The following is a 16094-nucleotide window of genomic DNA, read 5'->3' as shown; positions in this document are numbered from 1 at the left end:
GCATGAGCCACACGATTGCGCTGCAGTTCGAGGACGGCGTCACGCGCTTCATCGACTGCGCCGAAAACGAAACCATCGCCTCCGCCGCCTACCGCCAGAAGGTCAACATTCCGCTCGACTGCCGCGACGGCGCCTGCGGAACCTGCAAGAGTTTTTGTGAATCCGGCCGCTACGACGGCGGTGAATACATCGAAGAGGCGCTGAGCGAGGACGAAGCCCGCGCCGGTTACGTGCTGAGCTGCCAGATGCGCCCGCGCGCGGACTGCGTGCTGCGCATCCAGGCCTCGTCGAGCGCCTGCAAGACCGCCGTCGAAAGCGATCAGGGCCGGCTGACGGCGCTCGAATGGCTGTCACCGAGCACGCTGCGTTTCAGCATCGAACCACAGCGCGCGACGCCGCTGGTGTTTCTGCCGGGGCAGTACGCCCACCTGCAGATTCCCGGCAGCGAGCTGAGCCGCGCCTATTCGTTCAGCTCGCCGGCCGGCCGCCACGCGCTGAGCTTCCTGGTGCGCAACGTGCCCGACGGGCGCATGAGCGCCTACCTGCGCGAGCAGGCAAAAGTCGGCGACACGCTGAGCTTCAGCGCGCCGTATGGCAGCTTCTACCTGCGCGAGCTGCGCCGACCGCTGCTGCTGCTGGCCGGCGGCACCGGACTGGCACCGTTCCTGTCGATGCTGGAAACGCTGGCCGGGCAGGGCTGCCCGCAGCCGGTGCTGCTCGGCTACGGCGTGACGCACGATGCCGATCTGGTCTGCCTCGATGAGCTCGAAGCGCTGCGCGCGCGTCTGCCGGGCTTCGAGTACATCAGCTGCGTGGCCGACGCCGACAGCACACATCCGCGCCGCGGCTACGTCACGCAGTACCTCGACGCCGGTGTGCTGAACGGCGGCGACGTCGATCTCTACGTCTGCGGTCCGCCGGCGATGGTCGACTCGGTGCGCGCCTGGCTCGGCGAGCTGGGCATCCAGCCGGCGGGTTTCCACTTCGAGAAGTTCGCGCCGAGCCACTGAGCCGCGCCGCGAGCCCGCCTCCTTACGATCATGTCCGCGCGGCCCGCCAGTGGCGGGCCGCCAGTCCGGGTGAATGCTGATGAAGCCACGTTTTACAGACCGGGTCGCCGTCGTCACCGGCGCCGCCCAGGGCATCGGCCGCCGCGTCGCCGAGCGCCTGGCCGAGGAGGGCGCACGGCTGGTCCTCGTCGACCGTTCCGAGCTGGTGCACGAACTCGCCGCCGAACTGGCCGACCACGCGGTGCTGCCGCTGATCGCCGATCTTGAGATCAATGCCGAATGCGAGCGGGTGATGGCGGCGACGCAGGCGCAGTTCGGCCGCATCGACATCCTCATCAACAATGTCGGCGGCACCATCTGGACCAAGCCTTTCGAGCACTATCGCGAGCACGAAATCGAAGCCGAGCTGCGCCGCTCGCTGCTGCCGACGCTGTGGGGCTGCCACGCGGTGCTGCCGTATCTGCTGGCGCAGGGGCAGGGGGCGATCGTCAATGTTTCCTCGATCGCCACGCGCAGCATCAACCGCGTGCCCTACGGCGCCGCCAAGGGCGGCGTCAACGCGCTGACCGCCTGCCTGGCCTTTGAAACCGCCGAACGCGGCATCCGCGTCAACGCCGTTGCCACCGGCGGCACCGAAGCGCCGCCCCGGCGCATCCCGCGCAACACGGCCGAGCCGAGCGCACAGGAACGGCAGTGGTATCAGCAGATCGTCGACCAGACCCTCGCCAGCAGTCTGATGAAGCGCTACGGCACGCTCGACGAGCAGGCCGCCGTGATCCTCTTTCTGGCCTCCGATGAAGCTTCCTACATCACCGGCGTGACCCTGCCGGCCGGAGGCGGCGACCTCGGCTGAACGCCGTCGGGCCGCGCGCCGTGAGGTGAGCCCGACGGACTTCCCGGCGCGCGACCGGCTCAGACGCTCGCCGCGCGCGCGGCGTAGCGCTCCGCCAGCACCGAGCACACGAACAGCTGCAGCGGGTGGTAGAACATGATCGGCAGCACGATGACGCCCAGCGCCGGATGGGCACCGAACAGCAGCTTGGCCATCGGCACGCCGGAGGCGAGGGTCTTTTTCGAGCCGCAGAACACGGCGGTGATTTCATCCTCGGTATTGAAGCCGCAGCGGCGGGCGAGGTGCTGAGTCAGCCACAGCACCAGCGCGAGGATCAGTGCCGAACCGAGCAGCGTCAGCGCCAGCGTGTCGAAGCCGTAGCGGGTCCACAGACCGGCCTCGACCGAGTCGCAGAACGAGGCGTAGACCAGCAGCAGGATCACGCAGCGGTCGAGCAGCGAGGTGTAGCGCTTGCGCCTGGCGAACCAGTCACCGCACAGCGGACGCAGCGCCTGACCGATGGCGAACGGCAGCAGCAGCAGGCGGGCGATGTCGAGCACGGCGTCGAGCAGCGACAGATTGCCGCCCTGCGTGCCGGCGAGCAGCGCCAGCAGCAGCGGCGTCAGCACGATGCCGAGCAGGCTCGACAGCGTGGCGTTGAAGATCGCCGCCGGCACGTTGCCGCGCGCCATCGCCGTCATTGCCACCGATGAGGAAATCGTCGACGGCAGCGCGCACAGGTACAGGAAGCCGAGCAGCAGATCGCTCGGCAGCCAGCCGCCGAACAGCAGCCGTCCGCCGAGCCACAGCAGCGGAAAGACCACGAAGGTGAACAACTGCACCAGCAGGTGCAGGCGCCAGCGCAGCATGCCGGCCTTCAGGCTCTGCGTGGACAGGCCGATGCCGTGCAGGAAGAAGATCAGGAAAATGCCGATGTTGCAGAGCACATCGGCATGCAGCACGCCGCCGCTGCGGCCGAACTGCGGCAACAGCGTGGCGAGAATCACGGCGGCGATCATGCCGCCGAGGAACCAGTCCCGGTACAGGCGGCGCAGATGGGTGAGGAGCATGGCGGACCTCGGCAGCAGATTGGGGGCGGGCCGCGCTGGCCCGGATTGGATGCCCAGTCTGCCGCCGCCGCGGGCGACCGACTAACGCTAGAATGCCGAATCATGTCGCAAAGCGGACGCGCCATTCCCGAACGCATCCTGCCGGCCTTCAGCCGTCTGCCGCGCGCCGTGTACTCGCGCGCCGAATCAGCGCCGGCCGGCTCCTGGGTGCGCCCGCACGCGCATGACTGGGTGCAGTTGTCCTATGCCGTCAGCGGCGTGCTGGAGGTGCGCACGGCAGGCGGCAACTTCGTCGCACCGCCGCATTGCGCGGTGTGGATTCCGCCCGGCGTGGTGCATGAAGTGACCGCCACCGCTCAGGCGGAGATGCGCGGGCTCTATATCGCCCGCGAATGCACCGACGGGGCACCGCGCCACTGCCGCGTGCTCGGCGTCACGCCGCTGGTGCGCGAGCTGATCTGCGCCGCCTGTGCGCTGCCCGCCGATTACGACGCCGCCGGTGCCGCCGGGCGGCTGGTCGGCGTGCTGCTCGACCAGCTCGCCGGGCTGCCGGAGATGGCGCTGTCACTGCCGCTGCCGCGCGATGCGCGGCTGGCGACGATCTGCCAGGCGCTGCAGGCGCAGCCCGAGCAGCGCCGTACGCTGGAAGACTGGGCGGCGGGCGCCGGGGTTTCGGCACGCACGCTGGCGCGGCTGTTCCGCGCCGAAACCGGGCTGAGCTTTCGTGACTGGCGCCTGCGTCTGCGCCTGCTGCTGGCGCTGCCGGCGCTCGAACGCGGGCGCAGTGTCACCGCCGTCGCGCTCGATGCCGGTTATGAGTCGGTATCGGCTTTCATTGCGGCCTTCCGCCGCGAATTCGGCGCCACGCCGCGGGCCTTGTTCAGCCCTCGCGGCTAGCGGGGGAACCCGCCGCAGCGGCGCCGATCTACCCGACGTTCCCTCCTGAACCTGTCGAGATCTTCACGTCGATGAATCCGCTGCTGCGTACCCCCTTGAGTCTTGCCGTCGCGCTGGCGCTGTCTGCGCCGGTGTTCGCCACCGACGCACCGAGCAGCGCCGGGCCGGGGCCGGCGCTGGTGCGATTGGCCGACGGCGACCACTACCACCTGCGCGCCGCACCGTTCCGCTGGCATATCGGCGCGGCCGAGGTCGACGGCTTCGCCTACAACGGCAGCGTGCCCGGTCCGCTGCTGGTGCTGCCGCAGGGCGCGACGGTGACGATCGACTTCGACAACGCCATTACGCAGCCGACCACGGTGCACTGGCACGGCCTGCGCCTCGATTACCGCAACGACGGCGTGCCCGGTGTCGGTCAGCCGGCGGTGGCGCCCGGCGGCTCGGCCCGTTACGTCATCCACGCTCCCGATGCCGGCCTTTACTGGTACCACCCGCACGTGCGTGAAGACGCCCAGCAGGACGCCGGCCTCTACGGCAACCTGTGGGTGGTGCCGCGTGATGCGAGCTACTGGCGGCCGGTGGCGCAGGAGGCCGTGCTGATGCTCGACGACATCATGCTGCGCGACGGCCACGCACTGCCGGCCGGGGAACATGTCGCCGACCATGCGCTGATGGGGCGCTTCGGTAACCAGCTGCTGGTCAACGGCGCGAGCGACTGGACGCTGCAGGCGCAGGCCGGACAGACCGTGCGCTTCTGGCTGACCAACGTCGCCAACGTGCGTCCGTTCCGCCTCGACTTCGGCGTGCCGCTGCGGCTGGTCGGTGGTGACAACGGCCGCATCGGCAGCGAGCGCGAAATCCCGAGCGTCGACATCGCCCCGGCCGAACGCATGATCGTCGAGGCGCGTTTCGACCACCCTGGCCGCTACGAGCTGGCCAATGCCACGCCGGAAGGCCGCAGCGTGCTCGGCCATATCGAAGTCGCCGCCGCACCAGACACCGCCGCAGACGACAGCCTGCGCCAGAACCGCGAGGTGCTCGACGAAGCCGCCGCGCTGCGCGCGCGTTATGCCGACACGCCGCCCGACAAGACACTGCAGTTCGACCTGCGTATCGACCCGGCCAACGGCGACCATGCCGCCATGGGGCACACAACCACGGCCGACGCCGGCATGGATCACTCGACGATGAACCACGAAACCACGTCAGGTGCGATGGCGGGGATGGACCATGCCGCGATGGGCCACGGTGGTGATGCTGCCGCCCCGGCCGCGATGGATCACTCGGCGATGAACCACGAGACCACGTCAGGTGCGATGGCGGAGATGGACCATGCCGCGATGGGCCACGGCGGTGATGCTGCCGCCCCGGCCGCGATGGATCACTCGGCGATGAACCACGAGACCACGTCAGGCGCGATGGCGGGGATGGACCATGCCGCGATGGGTCACGGCGGTGATGCCGCCGCCCCGGCCGCGATGGATCACTCGACGATGAACCACGAGACCACGTCAGGTGCGATGGCGGGGATGGACCATGCCGCGATGGGCCACGGGCACGGTGGGCACGCGATGCAGGCGGTCGAATGGGAGGACGGCATGGGGGTGATGAATGCCGCCAGCACCTCGGCCAATACGCACTGGATTCTGCGCGACCTCGCTACCGGGCAGGAGAACATGGCGATCCACTGGCAGTTCCAGCGCGGCCAGCCGGTGAAGATCCGCCTGGTCAATCCGGCGGACGGCGTTCACCCGATGCAGCACCCGATCCACTTCCACGGCCAGCGCTTCCTGGTGCTCACCGTCGACGGCAAGGCGCCGGCCGACACGCAGTGGAAGGATACGGTGCAGGTCGCGGCCGGTTCGACCGTCGACATCCTGCTCGACAACAGCAACCCCGGTGAGTGGATGGCGCACTGTCACATCGGCGAGCACTTGACCTCGGGCATGATGCTCGGCTTCAGCGTCTCGTCCTGAACGGTGCACGCAAAAAAGCGCGCCGGACCCGAGAGGGGACGGGACGGCGCGCCAAGGGGGTTATGCCACCGTTAAACGTCGTTTCCGCAGGCCTGTTCAGCCCTTCAGGAACTCGATGTGGATGCGGTTGAAGGCATCCGGGTCCTCGTACTGCGGCCAGTGGCCGCAGTTTTCCATGACCACGAAGCGTGACTTCGACACGTAGCTGGCGAGGCGCTGGCCGACTTCGACCGAGGCGGTCGGATCGTGCGTGGTCCACAGCACCAGCGTGTCGGCCTGGATCTTCGCCAGCTCGTCTTCGGTGAGCAGATTGCGCAGGCGGATCTCCATGTCCTGCAGGCACATGATGCGTTCCATCGCGCCGACGATGCTCGGCTGGCGGTAGACGGCGAAGCGCGACTCGACCAGGTCCTCGGTGACGATGCTCGGGTCGAGCATCAGGAACTCCAGGCGCTTGCGCGTGGCTTCACGGTCCGGCGAGCGCACGGCGGCGAGGCTCAGCGTGCGCAGGCGCTCCATGACCTTGGGGTCGGCGATCATGCCGCCGGCGGTGTTGAGCACCAGCTTGTCGATGCGCTCCGGATACTTGGCGGCAAAACGCGCGGCGACCCAGCCACCGAGCGATTCGCCCGACAGGTGGATGCGGTCAAGGCCGAGCGTGTCGATCAGGTCGTGCAGATGCTCGACGTAATCGATGACTTCGTAGTCGCGATCCGGCTTGTCGGTAAAGCCGTGGCCGAGCATGTCGATGGCCATGACGCGGAAATGTTCGGCATGCGGCAGGATATTGCGCATGTACGCTTCCAGATGCCCGGCAATACCGTGCAGCAGGATCAGCGTTTTCGGTCCATTACCGGATTCGAGGACACGGGTTTTGACACCCTTGACATCGATGTAATGCAATTTGACTTCGCCATCAGCAATGGCAGACCACAGCGAACGTAATTCAGGCTGGGTTGAATTTCCCGCAGGGGTCGAATGCGACATCAGCAATATTCTCCCTTGGTGTGCTCGGTTTAGTTAATTAGGCGTTCGCGCATGCTAAGTGCACAAGATATTTTCATCCAATACTAAATAACGTTTATTTAAGACGCGATACCTATTATTCGACGGTTCTTCCGGGGTCGCCGGCGGGCTCGGGCGTGCGCTGCACCTCGCGCACCAGCTCACGAAAGAAGGTCGCCGCCGGCGAGGCCTCGTCGGCCCGCCAGGCCATCAGCAGCGGCACGCTGGGCTCGTCCCCGCTCAGGTGGCGGGTGACGACGTTGCGAAACACCATCTGCTCGGCGTAGTCGGGCAGCAGCGTGACGCCGCCGCCCATGCTGATCACCGACAGCAGCGTCAGCACGTTGTGCACCTCCTGGGTGACGCGCCGTTCGAGGTGATTGCGCTGCAGCCAGGCCTGCACCGCGGCATACAGCGACTGCCCGGCCTGTTCGGCGTTGACGTGGACGAAGTCGGTCGCGGCCAGGGCCTGCGGCGCGATGTGCTCGCAGGCCGCAAGCGGGCTGTCGGCCGGCAGCACCACGACCAGGCGCTCGTTCATCACCGCCTCACTGGTGAGCAGCGGGTGGCTGAGCGGCCCGCGCAGGAAGGCGATGTCGATGCTTTTGTTGAGCAGTGCCTCGATCTGTTCGGCGGTGGTCAGGCTGTGGAAGCTCAGCTCGGTGCGCGGGAACTGCGCCCGCATCATCGGCAGCACGCGCGGGAACACCTTGACCTCGGCCGAGGGCACGAAGCCGATGCTGAGGCGGCTGGCCGGCGGCCCGGCGGCGTGGCGCGCGAGCACGATCGCACGCTGCGCCTGCGCCAGCACCAGCCGCGCCTCGTCGAGAAACACCTGGCCGGCCGGCGTCAGTTCGACGTGACGCTTGGAACGCAGCAGCAGCGGCGTGCCGAGCTCGGCTTCGAGGTCGCGGATCTGCTGGCTCAGCGAGGGTTGCGCGGTGTGCAGCCGCGCCGCGGCGCGGGTGAAGTTGAGCTCCTCGGCGACAGCGACGAAATAGCGCAGATGTCTCAGCTCCATGATTAAGACGTCCTCCTTATTATTGTGAAAGTTACAAAGTATTTCACGATAACATCTGTTTTTTCCATTATTTGCGCACACCCGAGAGGTGGTTTAACTAAAATCAAACCAGAGAGAGGACCTGCGATGGACGACAGACTTAATGTCCGCACGATGGTCGATGCCAAAAAAGGCAAAATCAAACCGGCAATCTATACCGACCCCGATATTTACCAGCTGGAACTGGAGCGCGTATTTGCGCGCAGCTGGTTATTCCTCGCCCACGAAAGCATGATTCCCAAGGCGGGGGATTTCTTTACCACCTACATGGGTGAAGATCCGATCGTCGTCGTGCGCCAGAAAGATGGCTCGATCGAAGCGTTCCTCAATCAGTGCCGGCATCGCGGCATGCGCCTGTGCCATGCCGACGGCGGCAACACCAAGGCCTTCACCTGCGCCTATCACGGCTGGGCCTACGGTCTCGATGGCGGCCTGACCTCGGTGCCGCTGGAAGAGCAGGCCTACCGCAACAAGCTCGACAAGTCGCGCTGGGGCCTGACCCGCGTGCCGCGCGTGTCCACCTACAAGGGCCTGGTGTTCGGCAACTGGGACAATGAAGCGCCCGATCTCGAAACCTACATGGGCGACATCGCCTGGTATCTCGACGGCTTCCTCGACCGTCGCGACGGCGGCACCGAAGTGCTCGGTGGCGTGCACAAGTGGGTGATCGAGTGCAACTGGAAGTTCGCCGCCGAGCAGTTCTGCAGCGACCAGTACCACGCTCCCTATACCCACGCCTCGGCGATCCAGGTGCTGCAGGCCAGCCCCGCCAACAAGGGCGACGGCAAGCCGCTCGGCGACGGGCAGACGCCGCGTCCGGTGTGGGCCGATGCCCTCGGCGGCGTGCAGTTCGGTGGCAACGGCCACGGCAGCGCCTTCTTCTTCACTGAAAAGCCCGATGCCAACGTCTGGGTCGACGGCGTCGTCTCGGCCTACTTCCGTGACACCTACGCGGAAGCCGAAGCGCGTCTGGGCAAGGTCCGTGCGCTGCGTCTGGCCGGCCACAACACCATGTTCCCGACGCTGTCCTGGCTCAACGGCACGCAGACGCTGCGCGTCTGGCACCCGCGCGGGCCGAACCAGATCGAGGTCTGGGCATTCTGCATCTGCGATCGCGACGCGCCGGTCGAGGTCAAGGATGCGCTGATCAAGAGCCACGCCCGTGCCTTCGGTCCGGCCGGCTTCCTGGAGCAGGACGACTCGGAGAACTGGGTCGAGGTGCAGAAGGTGCTGCAGGGCCACATGGCGCGCAAGACCGACTTCTGCGTGCAGATGGGACTGGGCTTCGAAGAGCGGCGCGACGACGGCATCCCCGGCGTCACCAATTACACCTTCGCCGAGACCGCGGCACGCGGCTTCTACCAGCACTGGGCCGACATGATGTCCGCCGAAAGCTGGGAAGAAATCAACGCCCTGTCCGCCGCTTATCAGAAGGAGCTCGTCCATGAGTGAGCCAGCCACCGTTCTCGAACCCCTGCGCCCGACGGTGCAGCCGGCCGTCCTCGCGCCGCTGGCCCTGCACTATGAAGTCGAGCAGTTCCTCTACCTCGAAGCTGCCCTGCTCGATGAGTGGCGTTTTCGCGAGTGGCTGGAGCTGATGTCCGACGACATCAGCTACGTGCTGCTGACCAATACCCAGGCGCAGACCCGCGACCGCCGCCGCAGCAAGCAGCCGCCGCTGACCTACATCTTCAACGAGAGCAAGTTCCAGCTCGAACGCCGCGTCGCGCGCCTGGAGACCGGCATGGCCTGGTCCGAAGAACCGCCGTCGCGCACCCGTCACTTCGTCAGCAATCTGCGCGTGCTCGAATATGACGACGAGCACGTGGAGACCAGCTGCAACTACCTGATCCACCGGGCCAGCAAGCAGCGCGACATCTTCACCTTCGTCGGCACCCGCCACGACGCGCTGCGCCGTGTCGAAGGTGGCGCCGGCTGGCAGGTCTACAGCCGCGAACTCGCGCTCGACGAGTTCGTGCTGCAGGCCCCCAACCTCAGCATCCTGTTCTGATCATGGCCCGCGTCCACGTGTGTTCCGTCGCCGATCTGCCGCCCGGGGAGGGGCGGCGGGTCGATACCACGCCAGCGATCGCGCTGTTCAACGTCGACGGCGAGTTCTACGCCGTCGCCGACATGTGCACCCATGCCACGGCGTCGATCTCCGAGGGCTACCTCGAAGACGACTGCAGCGTCGAGTGCCCGATCCACACCGCACGCTTCTGCCTGAAGACCGGAGCGGCGCTGTGCCTGCCGGCCACCGAGCCGCTGCAGACCTTCGCCGTCAGCGTCGAGGACGGCGAGGTCTACGTCGAAGTCGCTCAGGGGGAAGGCGCATGAGCTGGCTGCAGGGTGAAGCCTGTCTGATCACCGGCGGCGGCTCCGGCCTCGGCCGTGCCCTGGTCGAGCGCTTCGTCGCCGAAGGCGCCAGCGTCGGCGTGCTCGAACGTTCCGCGGAGAAGTCGGCGCAATTGCGCGCCGACTTCGGTGGGGCGGTGGAGGTGGTCGAAGGTGATGTCACCGACGCCGCCGCCAACGAACGCGCCGTCGCGGCGATGGTCGAGCGCTTCGGCAAGCTCGACTGCTTCATCGGCAATGCCGCGGTGTGGGATCACGGCGCCAGCCTGGCCGCCACGCCGATCGATCGCCTCGATGCCGGCTTCGACGAGCTGTTCGCCATCAACGTCAAGGGCTGTCTGCTCGGCGCCAAGGCGGCGGCGGCGGCGCTGATCGCCTCGCAGGGTTCGATCATCTTCACGCTGTCGAACTCGGCGTTCTACCCGGGCGGCGGCGGCCCGCTGTACACGGCCTCGAAGCACGCCGTGTTCGGCCTGATGCGCGAGCTGGCCTACGAGCTGGCGCCAAAGGTGCGCGTCAACGCGGTCGGCCCGAGCGGCATGGCCAGCGACCTGCGCGGCCCGGCGGCGCTCGGCCAGCAGGATCTGGCGATCATGGATTCGCGCAGCCCCGAGGCGATCAGCGCCATCCTGCCGCTGCAGTTTTTCCCGGACCCGGCGGACTTTACCGGCCCCTTCGTGCTGCTCGCCTCGCGCGCCAACAACCGCACGCTGAGCGGTGTGGCCATCAACGCCGATTGCGGCCTGGGCATCCGCGGCATTCGTCATGTCGCCGGCGGCCTGACGCTGTAGCGCCCCCGCGCCGACCAAAGCCGCCCGCCAGAGCGGCGACACCGGAGAAATACCCGATGCCAGTCAAACTGATCTGCGCTTCGCACACGCCGATGATGGACTTCGTGCCTCTCGACGACACCATCGAAACCGACGTGCGCGGCACCTTCGCCGCGCTCGCCGAGCAGGTTCGCGCCTACGATCCCGAGCTGATCGTGCTGTTCGCGCCGGACCACTTCAACGGTTTCTTCTACGACCTGATGCCGCCGTTCTGCGTCGGCCTGCGCGCCGCCGCCGCCGGTGACTGGGGCTTCGGTACCAGCACGCTCGACATCCCCGAAGCCACCGCGCTGGAGCTGGTGCGGGCGCTGCAGGCGGCGGATCTCGACATCACGTACTCCTACCGCATGCAGGCCGACCACGGCTTCACCCAGCCGCTGAGCCTGCTCGCCGGTGATGTCACCCGCTACCCGGTGATCCCGATTTTCGTCAACGGCGCCGCGCGGCCGCTGCCGCCGTGCCGCCGCGTGCTCAAGCTCGGCGAAGAGGTCGGTCGCTTCCTCGCCCAGCGCCCGGAGCGGGTGCTGATCATCGGTTCCGGCGGCCTGTCGCACGATCCGCCAACCCCGCAGTTCGGCGAAGCGCCGCCGGAGGTCGAGGAGTTCCTGATTTCCGGGCGCAATCCGAGCGAGGAGGCCCGTGATCGCCGCCAGCAGAAGGTCATCGACACCGGCCGTCGCCTGGCCGCTGGCGAGAAGGGTGCGGCACGGCTGCTCAACCCGGAGTGGGACCGCAGCCTGCTGGAGACCTTCGTCAACGCCGATCTGGAGCGCTTCCGGACCATGAGCGATGCGGAAATCCTCGCCGAGGGCGGCCGTGGCGGTCAGGAAATCCGCGCCTGGATCGCCGCCTTCGCCGCGCTGCGCGCCTGCGGCGCCTACCAGGCGCAAATGCACTGCTACCGCGCCATCGACGAGTGGATCGTCGGCATGGCGATGGTCAGCGCCGAACCGCTGGCCGCGGCCTGAGAGGAGGGTAAGACGATGACTGCTGCCCCCCATCCGGCACGCGAAGCGTGCTACGTCGTCGTCGGCGGCGGCCAGGCCGGTGCGATCGCCGTCGCCACGCTGCGCGAAGCCGGCTTTGCCGGACGCATCGTGCTGGTCGGCGACGAACCGCACCTGCCCTACGAGCGCCCGCCGCTGTCGAAGGAAGTGCTGGTGACGCCGGCGACGGCGAAGACCACGCTGTTCGACGCCAGCTTCTACGCCGATCGCCACATCGAGTGCCGCTTCGGCGTCGCCGCCACCGGCCTCGATGCCCAGGCGCGCGTGCTCACGCTCGCCGACGGCGAGCGCATCGCCTTCGACAAGCTGCTGCTCGCCACCGGCGCCCGCGCCCGTGCTTATCCGCTGCTCGACGCGCTCGGCGATGGCGTGCTCTCGCTGCGCTCGCTCGACGATGCGCTGGCGCTGCGCGAACGCCTGCTGCCGGGCAAGCGGCTGCTGGTGATCGGCGGCGGCGTCATCGGTCTCGAAGTCGCCGCCAGCGCGCGCACGCTCGGTGCCGAGGTGACGGTGATCGAGCGCTGCCTGCGGCTGATGGGTCGCGCCGCGCCGCTGCATCTGGCGCAGTCGCTGCTCGAACTGCATGCCGCACACGGCGTGCACTTCGAGTTCGGCGCCGAACTGGCCTCGGCGAGCAAGGCCGACGACGGCGAGATCACGCTGACCGGCGTCGACGGCCGCGTGTTCCACGGTGATCTGGTGGTCTACGGCATCGGCGTCGAGCTCAACGTCGAGCTGGCCAGAGAGGCCGGGCTGCAGCTCGACGACGGCATCCTCGTCGACGAGTACGGCATGAGCTCGGCGCCCGGCATCTACGCCGCCGGCGACGTCGCCCGCCAGTGGCAGCCGGCGAGCGGGCGCTACGTGCGCCAGGAGACCTGGAGCAACGCCCAGCACCAGGCCACCAGTGTCGCCCGCGCGATGGTCGACGGCACGCCCTGCGAACCGGACCTGCCGTGGTACTGGACCGACCAGTACGGCCACAACCTCCAGGTCGCCGGCGCCGTCGAGGCCGAGCAGTGGCTGACGCGCGGCGAGTCGACCGGCCGCTACACGCAGTTCGGCGTCAGCGGCGGGCGCATCGTCGGTGCCATCACCTTCGACAACGGTCGCGAGATGCGTCCGGCCAAGCAGCTGATCGCCGCCGCGGTGCCGCTGGGCGATGCCGAGGCGCTGCTCGACATCAAGCAGGACCTGCGCAAGCTCGCCACGAGCCGCATCAAGGCCGCCGCCTGAAGCCTCATCCGCCCGGGAGTTCTTCGATGTCTTCATCCAGTGAAATCATCCGCTCAGCCGCCGGTCAGCTGTACCTGGCGGCGAGCAGCGGCGAGCCCTGTGCGCCGATCCGCGAGGCGTTCGCCGCCAGCGACGTCGCCAGCGCCTACGCCATCCAGGAAATCAACACTCAGCGCGCGCTCGATGCCGGCCGCCGTCTGGTCGGCCGCAAGATCGGCCTGACCTCGGTGGCGGTGCAGAAGCAGCTCGGGGTCGACCAGCCGGACTACGGCATGCTGTTCGCCGACATGGCGCGCGGCGAAGGCGAGGAAATCGCGCTCGCCGACCTGATGCAGCCGAAGATCGAAGCCGAAATCGCCTTCGTCCTCGGCCGTGATCTGGCGCTTGAGCAGCCGACCGTCGCCGATCTGTTCCGCGCCATCGACTACGCCGTGCCGGCGCTGGAGATCGTCGGTTCGCGCATCCGCGACTGGGACATCCGGCTGATCGACACCATCGCCGACAACGCCTCGTCGAGCCTCTACGTGCTCGGTTCGCGGCCGCTGCCGCTGCACGCCTTCGAGCCGCGGCTGTGCACGATGACGATGGACTGCCACGGTGAAACCGTCTCCAGCGGCAACGGCGCCGCCTGCATGGGCTCGCCGCTCAACGCCGCGCTGTGGCTGGTGAAGGTGATGACGCAGGTCGGCCGTCCGCTGCAGGCCGGCGACACGATCCTCTCCGGTGCGCTCGGGCCGATGGCGGCGGTGCACGCGGGCGACGTCTTCACCGCCCGCGTCGAGGGCCTGGGCTCGGTCTGCGCAGCTTTCGCCAGCGCCTGAGCCGGGCTTACGCCCGCGCATCCAGCGAATTCACCCCAAGGGAGAACAAAAGCATGAGCAAACTCAAATGCGCCCTGATCGGTCCGGGCAACATCGGCACGGATCTGCTCTACAAGTTAAAGCGCAGCCCGGTGCTGGAGCCGCTGTGGATGGTCGGCATCGATCCGGCCTCCGAGGGCTTGGCACGCGCCCGCGACATGGGCATGAAGACCACCGCCGAGGGCGTCGCCGGTCTGCTGCCGCACGTGCGCGAGGACGATATCCGCATCGCCTTCGATGCCACCTCGGCCTATGTCCACGCCGAGAACAGCCGCCAGCTCAATGCGCTCGGTGTGCTGATGATCGATCTGACGCCGGCGGCGATCGGGCCGTTCTGCGTGCCGCCGGTCAATCTGATCGAGCACGTCGGCCGTGGTGAGATGAACGTCAACATGGTCACCTGCGGCGGTCAGGCGACGATCCCGATGGTGGCGGCGATTTCGCGGGTGCAGCCGGTGGCCTACGGCGAGATCGTGGCCACGGTGGCCTCGAAGTCGGCCGGGCCGGGCACGCGCAAGAACATCGATGAGTTCACCCGCACCACCTCGCGCGCTGTCGAGCGGGTCGGCGGGGCGAAGGTCGGCAAGGCGATCATCATCCTCAACCCCGCCGAGCCGCCGCTGATCATGCGCGACACCGTGCACTGCCTGACCGAGACCGAGCCCGATCGCGAGGCGATCACCGCTTCGATCCACGCCATGCTCGCCGAGGTGCAGAAGTACGTGCCGGGCTATCGCATCAAGAACGGGCCGGTGTTCGACGGCAACCGTGTTTCCGTGTTCCTCGAAGTCGAGGGCCTCGGCGACTACCTGCCCAAGTACTCCGGCAACCTCGACATCATGACCGCCGCCGCCGCGCGCACCGCCGAGATGTTCGCCGAGGAGATCCTCGCCGGGCGTCTGATCCTCGAAGCCAACCGCGCCACGCTGGCAGGAGTCTGAACCGATGAGCACCCTTCGCGGCAAGAGCATCACCCTGCACGACATGACGCTGCGCGACGGCATGCATCCCAAGCGCCACCAGATGACGCTGGAGCAGATGCAGAGCATCGCCTGCGGCCTCGACGCCGCCGGCGTGCCGCTGATCGAAGTCACCCACGGTGACGGCCTCGGCGGCAGCTCGGTCAACTACGGCTTCCCGGCGCACAGCGACGAGGAATACCTCGGCGCCGTCATCCCCAAACTCAAGCAGGCCAAGGTCTCGGCGCTGCTGCTGCCCGGCATCGGCACCGTCGATCACCTGAAGATGGCCCATGAGCTCGGCGTGCACACCCTGCGCGTGGCCACCCACTGCACCGAGGCCGACGTCTCCGAGCAGCACATCGGCCTGGCGCGCAAGCTCGACATGGACACCGTCGGCTTCCTGATGATGAGCCACATGAACAGCGCCGAGGGCCTGATCAAGCAGGCCAAACTGATGGAAGGCTACGGCGCCAACTGCGTCTACATCACCGACTCCGCCGGTCACATGCTGCCCGGCGACGTGCACGAGAAACTCGGCGCCGTGCGCGCCGCGCTCAAGCCCGAGACCGAACTCGGCTTCCACGGCCACCACAACCTGGCGATGGGCGTGGCCAACTCCATCGCCGCCATCGAAGCCGGCGCCAGCCGCGTCGACGCCGCCGCCGCCGGCCTCGGTGCCGGCGCCGGCAACACCCCGCTCGAAGTGCTGGTCGCCGTCTGCGACCTGATGGGCATCGGCACCGGCGTCGACGTCTTCAAGATCCAGGACGTCGCCGAAGACCTGGTGTTCCCGATCATGGACTTCCCGATCCGCCTCGATCGCGACGCGCTGACGCTCGGCTACGCCGGCGTCTACGGCTCCTTCCTGCTGTTCGCCAAGCGTGCCGAGGCCAAGTACGGCGTGCCGGCGCGCGAGATCCTCGTCGAGATGGGCCGCCGCGGCATGGTCGGCGGTCAGGAGGACATGATCGAGGACACGGCGATGACGCTGGCC

The 16094-nt window shown here is 67.7% G+C and carries 16 protein-coding genes; 13 read left to right on the top strand and 3 right to left on the bottom strand.

What is annotated here, in order from left to right; genetic code table 11:
* The first annotated feature begins 2 nt into the window (after positions 1 to 2).
* Both benC and C7443_RS14775 read left to right on the top strand, forming a co-directional pair.
* On the top strand, positions 3 to 1010 hold the full coding sequence (gene benC / locus C7443_RS14780) for a benzoate 1,2-dioxygenase electron transfer component BenC (protein WP_110019396.1): 1008 nt from the start codon (positions 3 to 5) through the stop codon (positions 1008 to 1010).
* 79 nt (positions 1011 to 1089) lie between these two features.
* Positions 1090 to 1863: a 1,6-dihydroxycyclohexa-2,4-diene-1-carboxylate dehydrogenase gene (locus C7443_RS14775; protein ID WP_110019507.1), complete on the top strand. Its 774-nt coding sequence runs from the start codon at positions 1090 to 1092 to the stop codon at positions 1861 to 1863.
* A gap of 59 nt (positions 1864 to 1922) precedes the next feature.
* Here C7443_RS14775 and C7443_RS14770 read toward each other — a convergent pair whose 3' ends face one another.
* Complete coding sequence (locus C7443_RS14770; protein WP_110019395.1) at positions 1923 to 2912, bottom strand: bile acid:sodium symporter family protein; 990 nt, start codon at positions 2910 to 2912, stop codon at positions 1923 to 1925.
* Positions 2913 to 3014: 102 nt separating this feature from the next.
* On the opposite strand from C7443_RS14770, the gene C7443_RS14765 reads away from it, so the two are divergent.
* Both C7443_RS14765 and C7443_RS14760 read left to right on the top strand, forming a co-directional pair.
* Positions 3015 to 3809, top strand: coding sequence for an AraC family transcriptional regulator (locus C7443_RS14765; RefSeq protein WP_110019394.1), 795 nt, complete (start codon positions 3015 to 3017; stop codon positions 3807 to 3809).
* Between the two features lie 71 nt (positions 3810 to 3880).
* Complete coding sequence (locus C7443_RS14760) at positions 3881 to 5785, top strand: multicopper oxidase family protein (protein WP_110019393.1); 1905 nt, start codon at positions 3881 to 3883, stop codon at positions 5783 to 5785.
* A 96-nt stretch (positions 5786 to 5881) separates the two neighbouring features.
* Here C7443_RS14760 and C7443_RS14755 read toward each other — a convergent pair whose 3' ends face one another.
* Both C7443_RS14755 and C7443_RS14750 read right to left on the bottom strand, forming a co-directional pair.
* Positions 5882 to 6772 carry an alpha/beta fold hydrolase gene (locus tag C7443_RS14755; protein WP_110019392.1) on the bottom strand — a complete coding sequence of 297 codons (891 nt, stop codon included), beginning with the start codon at positions 6770 to 6772 and terminating at the stop codon, positions 5882 to 5884.
* 115 nt (positions 6773 to 6887) lie between these two features.
* The gene (locus tag C7443_RS14750) at positions 6888 to 7811 is read right to left on the bottom strand and encodes a LysR substrate-binding domain-containing protein (RefSeq protein ID WP_110019391.1); all 924 of its coding nucleotides are present in this window, start codon (positions 7809 to 7811) and stop codon (positions 6888 to 6890) included.
* Positions 7812 to 7937: 126 nt separating this feature from the next.
* Here C7443_RS14750 and hcaE point away from each other — a divergent pair, with 126 nt between their 5' ends.
* The 9 genes from hcaE to dmpG all read left to right on the top strand — a co-directional run.
* The gene (hcaE, locus tag C7443_RS14745) at positions 7938 to 9302 is read left to right on the top strand and encodes a 3-phenylpropionate/cinnamic acid dioxygenase subunit alpha (RefSeq protein ID WP_110019390.1); all 1365 of its coding nucleotides are present in this window, start codon (positions 7938 to 7940) and stop codon (positions 9300 to 9302) included.
* Positions 9295 to 9861, top strand: coding sequence for a 3-phenylpropionate/cinnamic acid dioxygenase subunit beta (hcaF, locus tag C7443_RS14740; RefSeq protein ID WP_110019389.1), 567 nt, complete (start codon positions 9295 to 9297; stop codon positions 9859 to 9861). Before hcaE ends, hcaF begins: the two co-directional genes overlap by 8 nt.
* Before the next feature lie 2 nt (positions 9862 to 9863).
* Positions 9864 to 10187 carry a 3-phenylpropionate/cinnamic acid dioxygenase ferredoxin subunit gene (gene hcaC, locus C7443_RS14735; RefSeq protein WP_110019388.1) on the top strand — a complete coding sequence of 108 codons (324 nt, stop codon included), beginning with the start codon at positions 9864 to 9866 and terminating at the stop codon, positions 10185 to 10187.
* Entirely contained in the window at positions 10184 to 10996 is an 813-nt protein-coding gene (gene hcaB, locus C7443_RS14730; protein ID WP_110019387.1) for a 3-phenylpropionate-dihydrodiol/cinnamic acid-dihydrodiol dehydrogenase, read from the top strand. Before hcaC ends, hcaB begins: the two co-directional genes overlap by 4 nt.
* A gap of 56 nt (positions 10997 to 11052) precedes the next feature.
* The gene (locus C7443_RS14725; RefSeq protein ID WP_110019386.1) at positions 11053 to 12003 is read left to right on the top strand and encodes a 3-carboxyethylcatechol 2,3-dioxygenase; all 951 of its coding nucleotides are present in this window, start codon (positions 11053 to 11055) and stop codon (positions 12001 to 12003) included.
* A 15-nt stretch (positions 12004 to 12018) separates the two neighbouring features.
* A complete protein-coding gene (hcaD, locus tag C7443_RS14720; RefSeq protein WP_110019385.1) occupies positions 12019 to 13278 on the top strand; it encodes a 3-phenylpropionate/cinnamic acid dioxygenase ferredoxin--NAD(+) reductase subunit in 1260 nt (419 codons plus the stop codon).
* A 26-nt stretch (positions 13279 to 13304) separates the two neighbouring features.
* A complete protein-coding gene (locus C7443_RS14715; protein ID WP_110019384.1) occupies positions 13305 to 14099 on the top strand; it encodes a 2-keto-4-pentenoate hydratase in 795 nt (264 codons plus the stop codon).
* A 53-nt stretch (positions 14100 to 14152) separates the two neighbouring features.
* Positions 14153 to 15079 carry an acetaldehyde dehydrogenase (acetylating) gene (locus C7443_RS14710; protein ID WP_110019383.1) on the top strand — a complete coding sequence of 309 codons (927 nt, stop codon included), beginning with the start codon at positions 14153 to 14155 and terminating at the stop codon, positions 15077 to 15079.
* Positions 15080 to 15083: 4 nt separating this feature from the next.
* Positions 15084 to 16094 (top strand): 4-hydroxy-2-oxovalerate aldolase (gene dmpG / locus C7443_RS14705; RefSeq protein WP_110019382.1); only part of this gene is annotated, 1011 nt, incomplete at its 3' end.

It is taken from the genome of Plasticicumulans acidivorans (assembly GCF_003182095.1).
Taxonomy (GTDB): domain Bacteria; phylum Pseudomonadota; class Gammaproteobacteria; order Competibacterales; family Competibacteraceae; genus Plasticicumulans; species Plasticicumulans acidivorans.
Note: the sequence above shows the minus strand (reverse complement) of the source record. Positions and strands in the feature narration are given on the sequence as shown.

Coding starts and splice junctions, on each gene's coding strand:
- benC (WP_110019396.1), top strand. CDS start 3: ATGAGCCACACGATTGCGCTGCAGTTCGAGGACGGCGTCACGCGCTTC.
- C7443_RS14775 (WP_110019507.1), top strand. CDS start 1,090: ATGAAGCCACGTTTTACAGACCGGGTCGCCGTCGTCACCGGCGCCGCC.
- C7443_RS14770 (WP_110019395.1), bottom strand. CDS start 2,912: ATGCTCCTCACCCATCTGCGCCGCCTGTACCGGGACTGGTTCCTCGGC.
- C7443_RS14765 (WP_110019394.1), top strand. CDS start 3,015: ATGTCGCAAAGCGGACGCGCCATTCCCGAACGCATCCTGCCGGCCTTC.
- C7443_RS14760 (WP_110019393.1), top strand. CDS start 3,881: ATGAATCCGCTGCTGCGTACCCCCTTGAGTCTTGCCGTCGCGCTGGCG.
- C7443_RS14755 (WP_110019392.1), bottom strand. CDS start 6,772: ATGTCGCATTCGACCCCTGCGGGAAATTCAACCCAGCCTGAATTACGT.
- C7443_RS14750 (WP_110019391.1), bottom strand. CDS start 7,811: ATGGAGCTGAGACATCTGCGCTATTTCGTCGCTGTCGCCGAGGAGCTC.
- hcaE (WP_110019390.1), top strand. CDS start 7,938: ATGGACGACAGACTTAATGTCCGCACGATGGTCGATGCCAAAAAAGGC.
- hcaF (WP_110019389.1), top strand. CDS start 9,295: ATGAGTGAGCCAGCCACCGTTCTCGAACCCCTGCGCCCGACGGTGCAG.
- hcaC (WP_110019388.1), top strand. CDS start 9,864: ATGGCCCGCGTCCACGTGTGTTCCGTCGCCGATCTGCCGCCCGGGGAG.
- hcaB (WP_110019387.1), top strand. CDS start 10,184: ATGAGCTGGCTGCAGGGTGAAGCCTGTCTGATCACCGGCGGCGGCTCC.
- C7443_RS14725 (WP_110019386.1), top strand. CDS start 11,053: ATGCCAGTCAAACTGATCTGCGCTTCGCACACGCCGATGATGGACTTC.
- hcaD (WP_110019385.1), top strand. CDS start 12,019: ATGACTGCTGCCCCCCATCCGGCACGCGAAGCGTGCTACGTCGTCGTC.
- C7443_RS14715 (WP_110019384.1), top strand. CDS start 13,305: ATGTCTTCATCCAGTGAAATCATCCGCTCAGCCGCCGGTCAGCTGTAC.
- C7443_RS14710 (WP_110019383.1), top strand. CDS start 14,153: ATGAGCAAACTCAAATGCGCCCTGATCGGTCCGGGCAACATCGGCACG.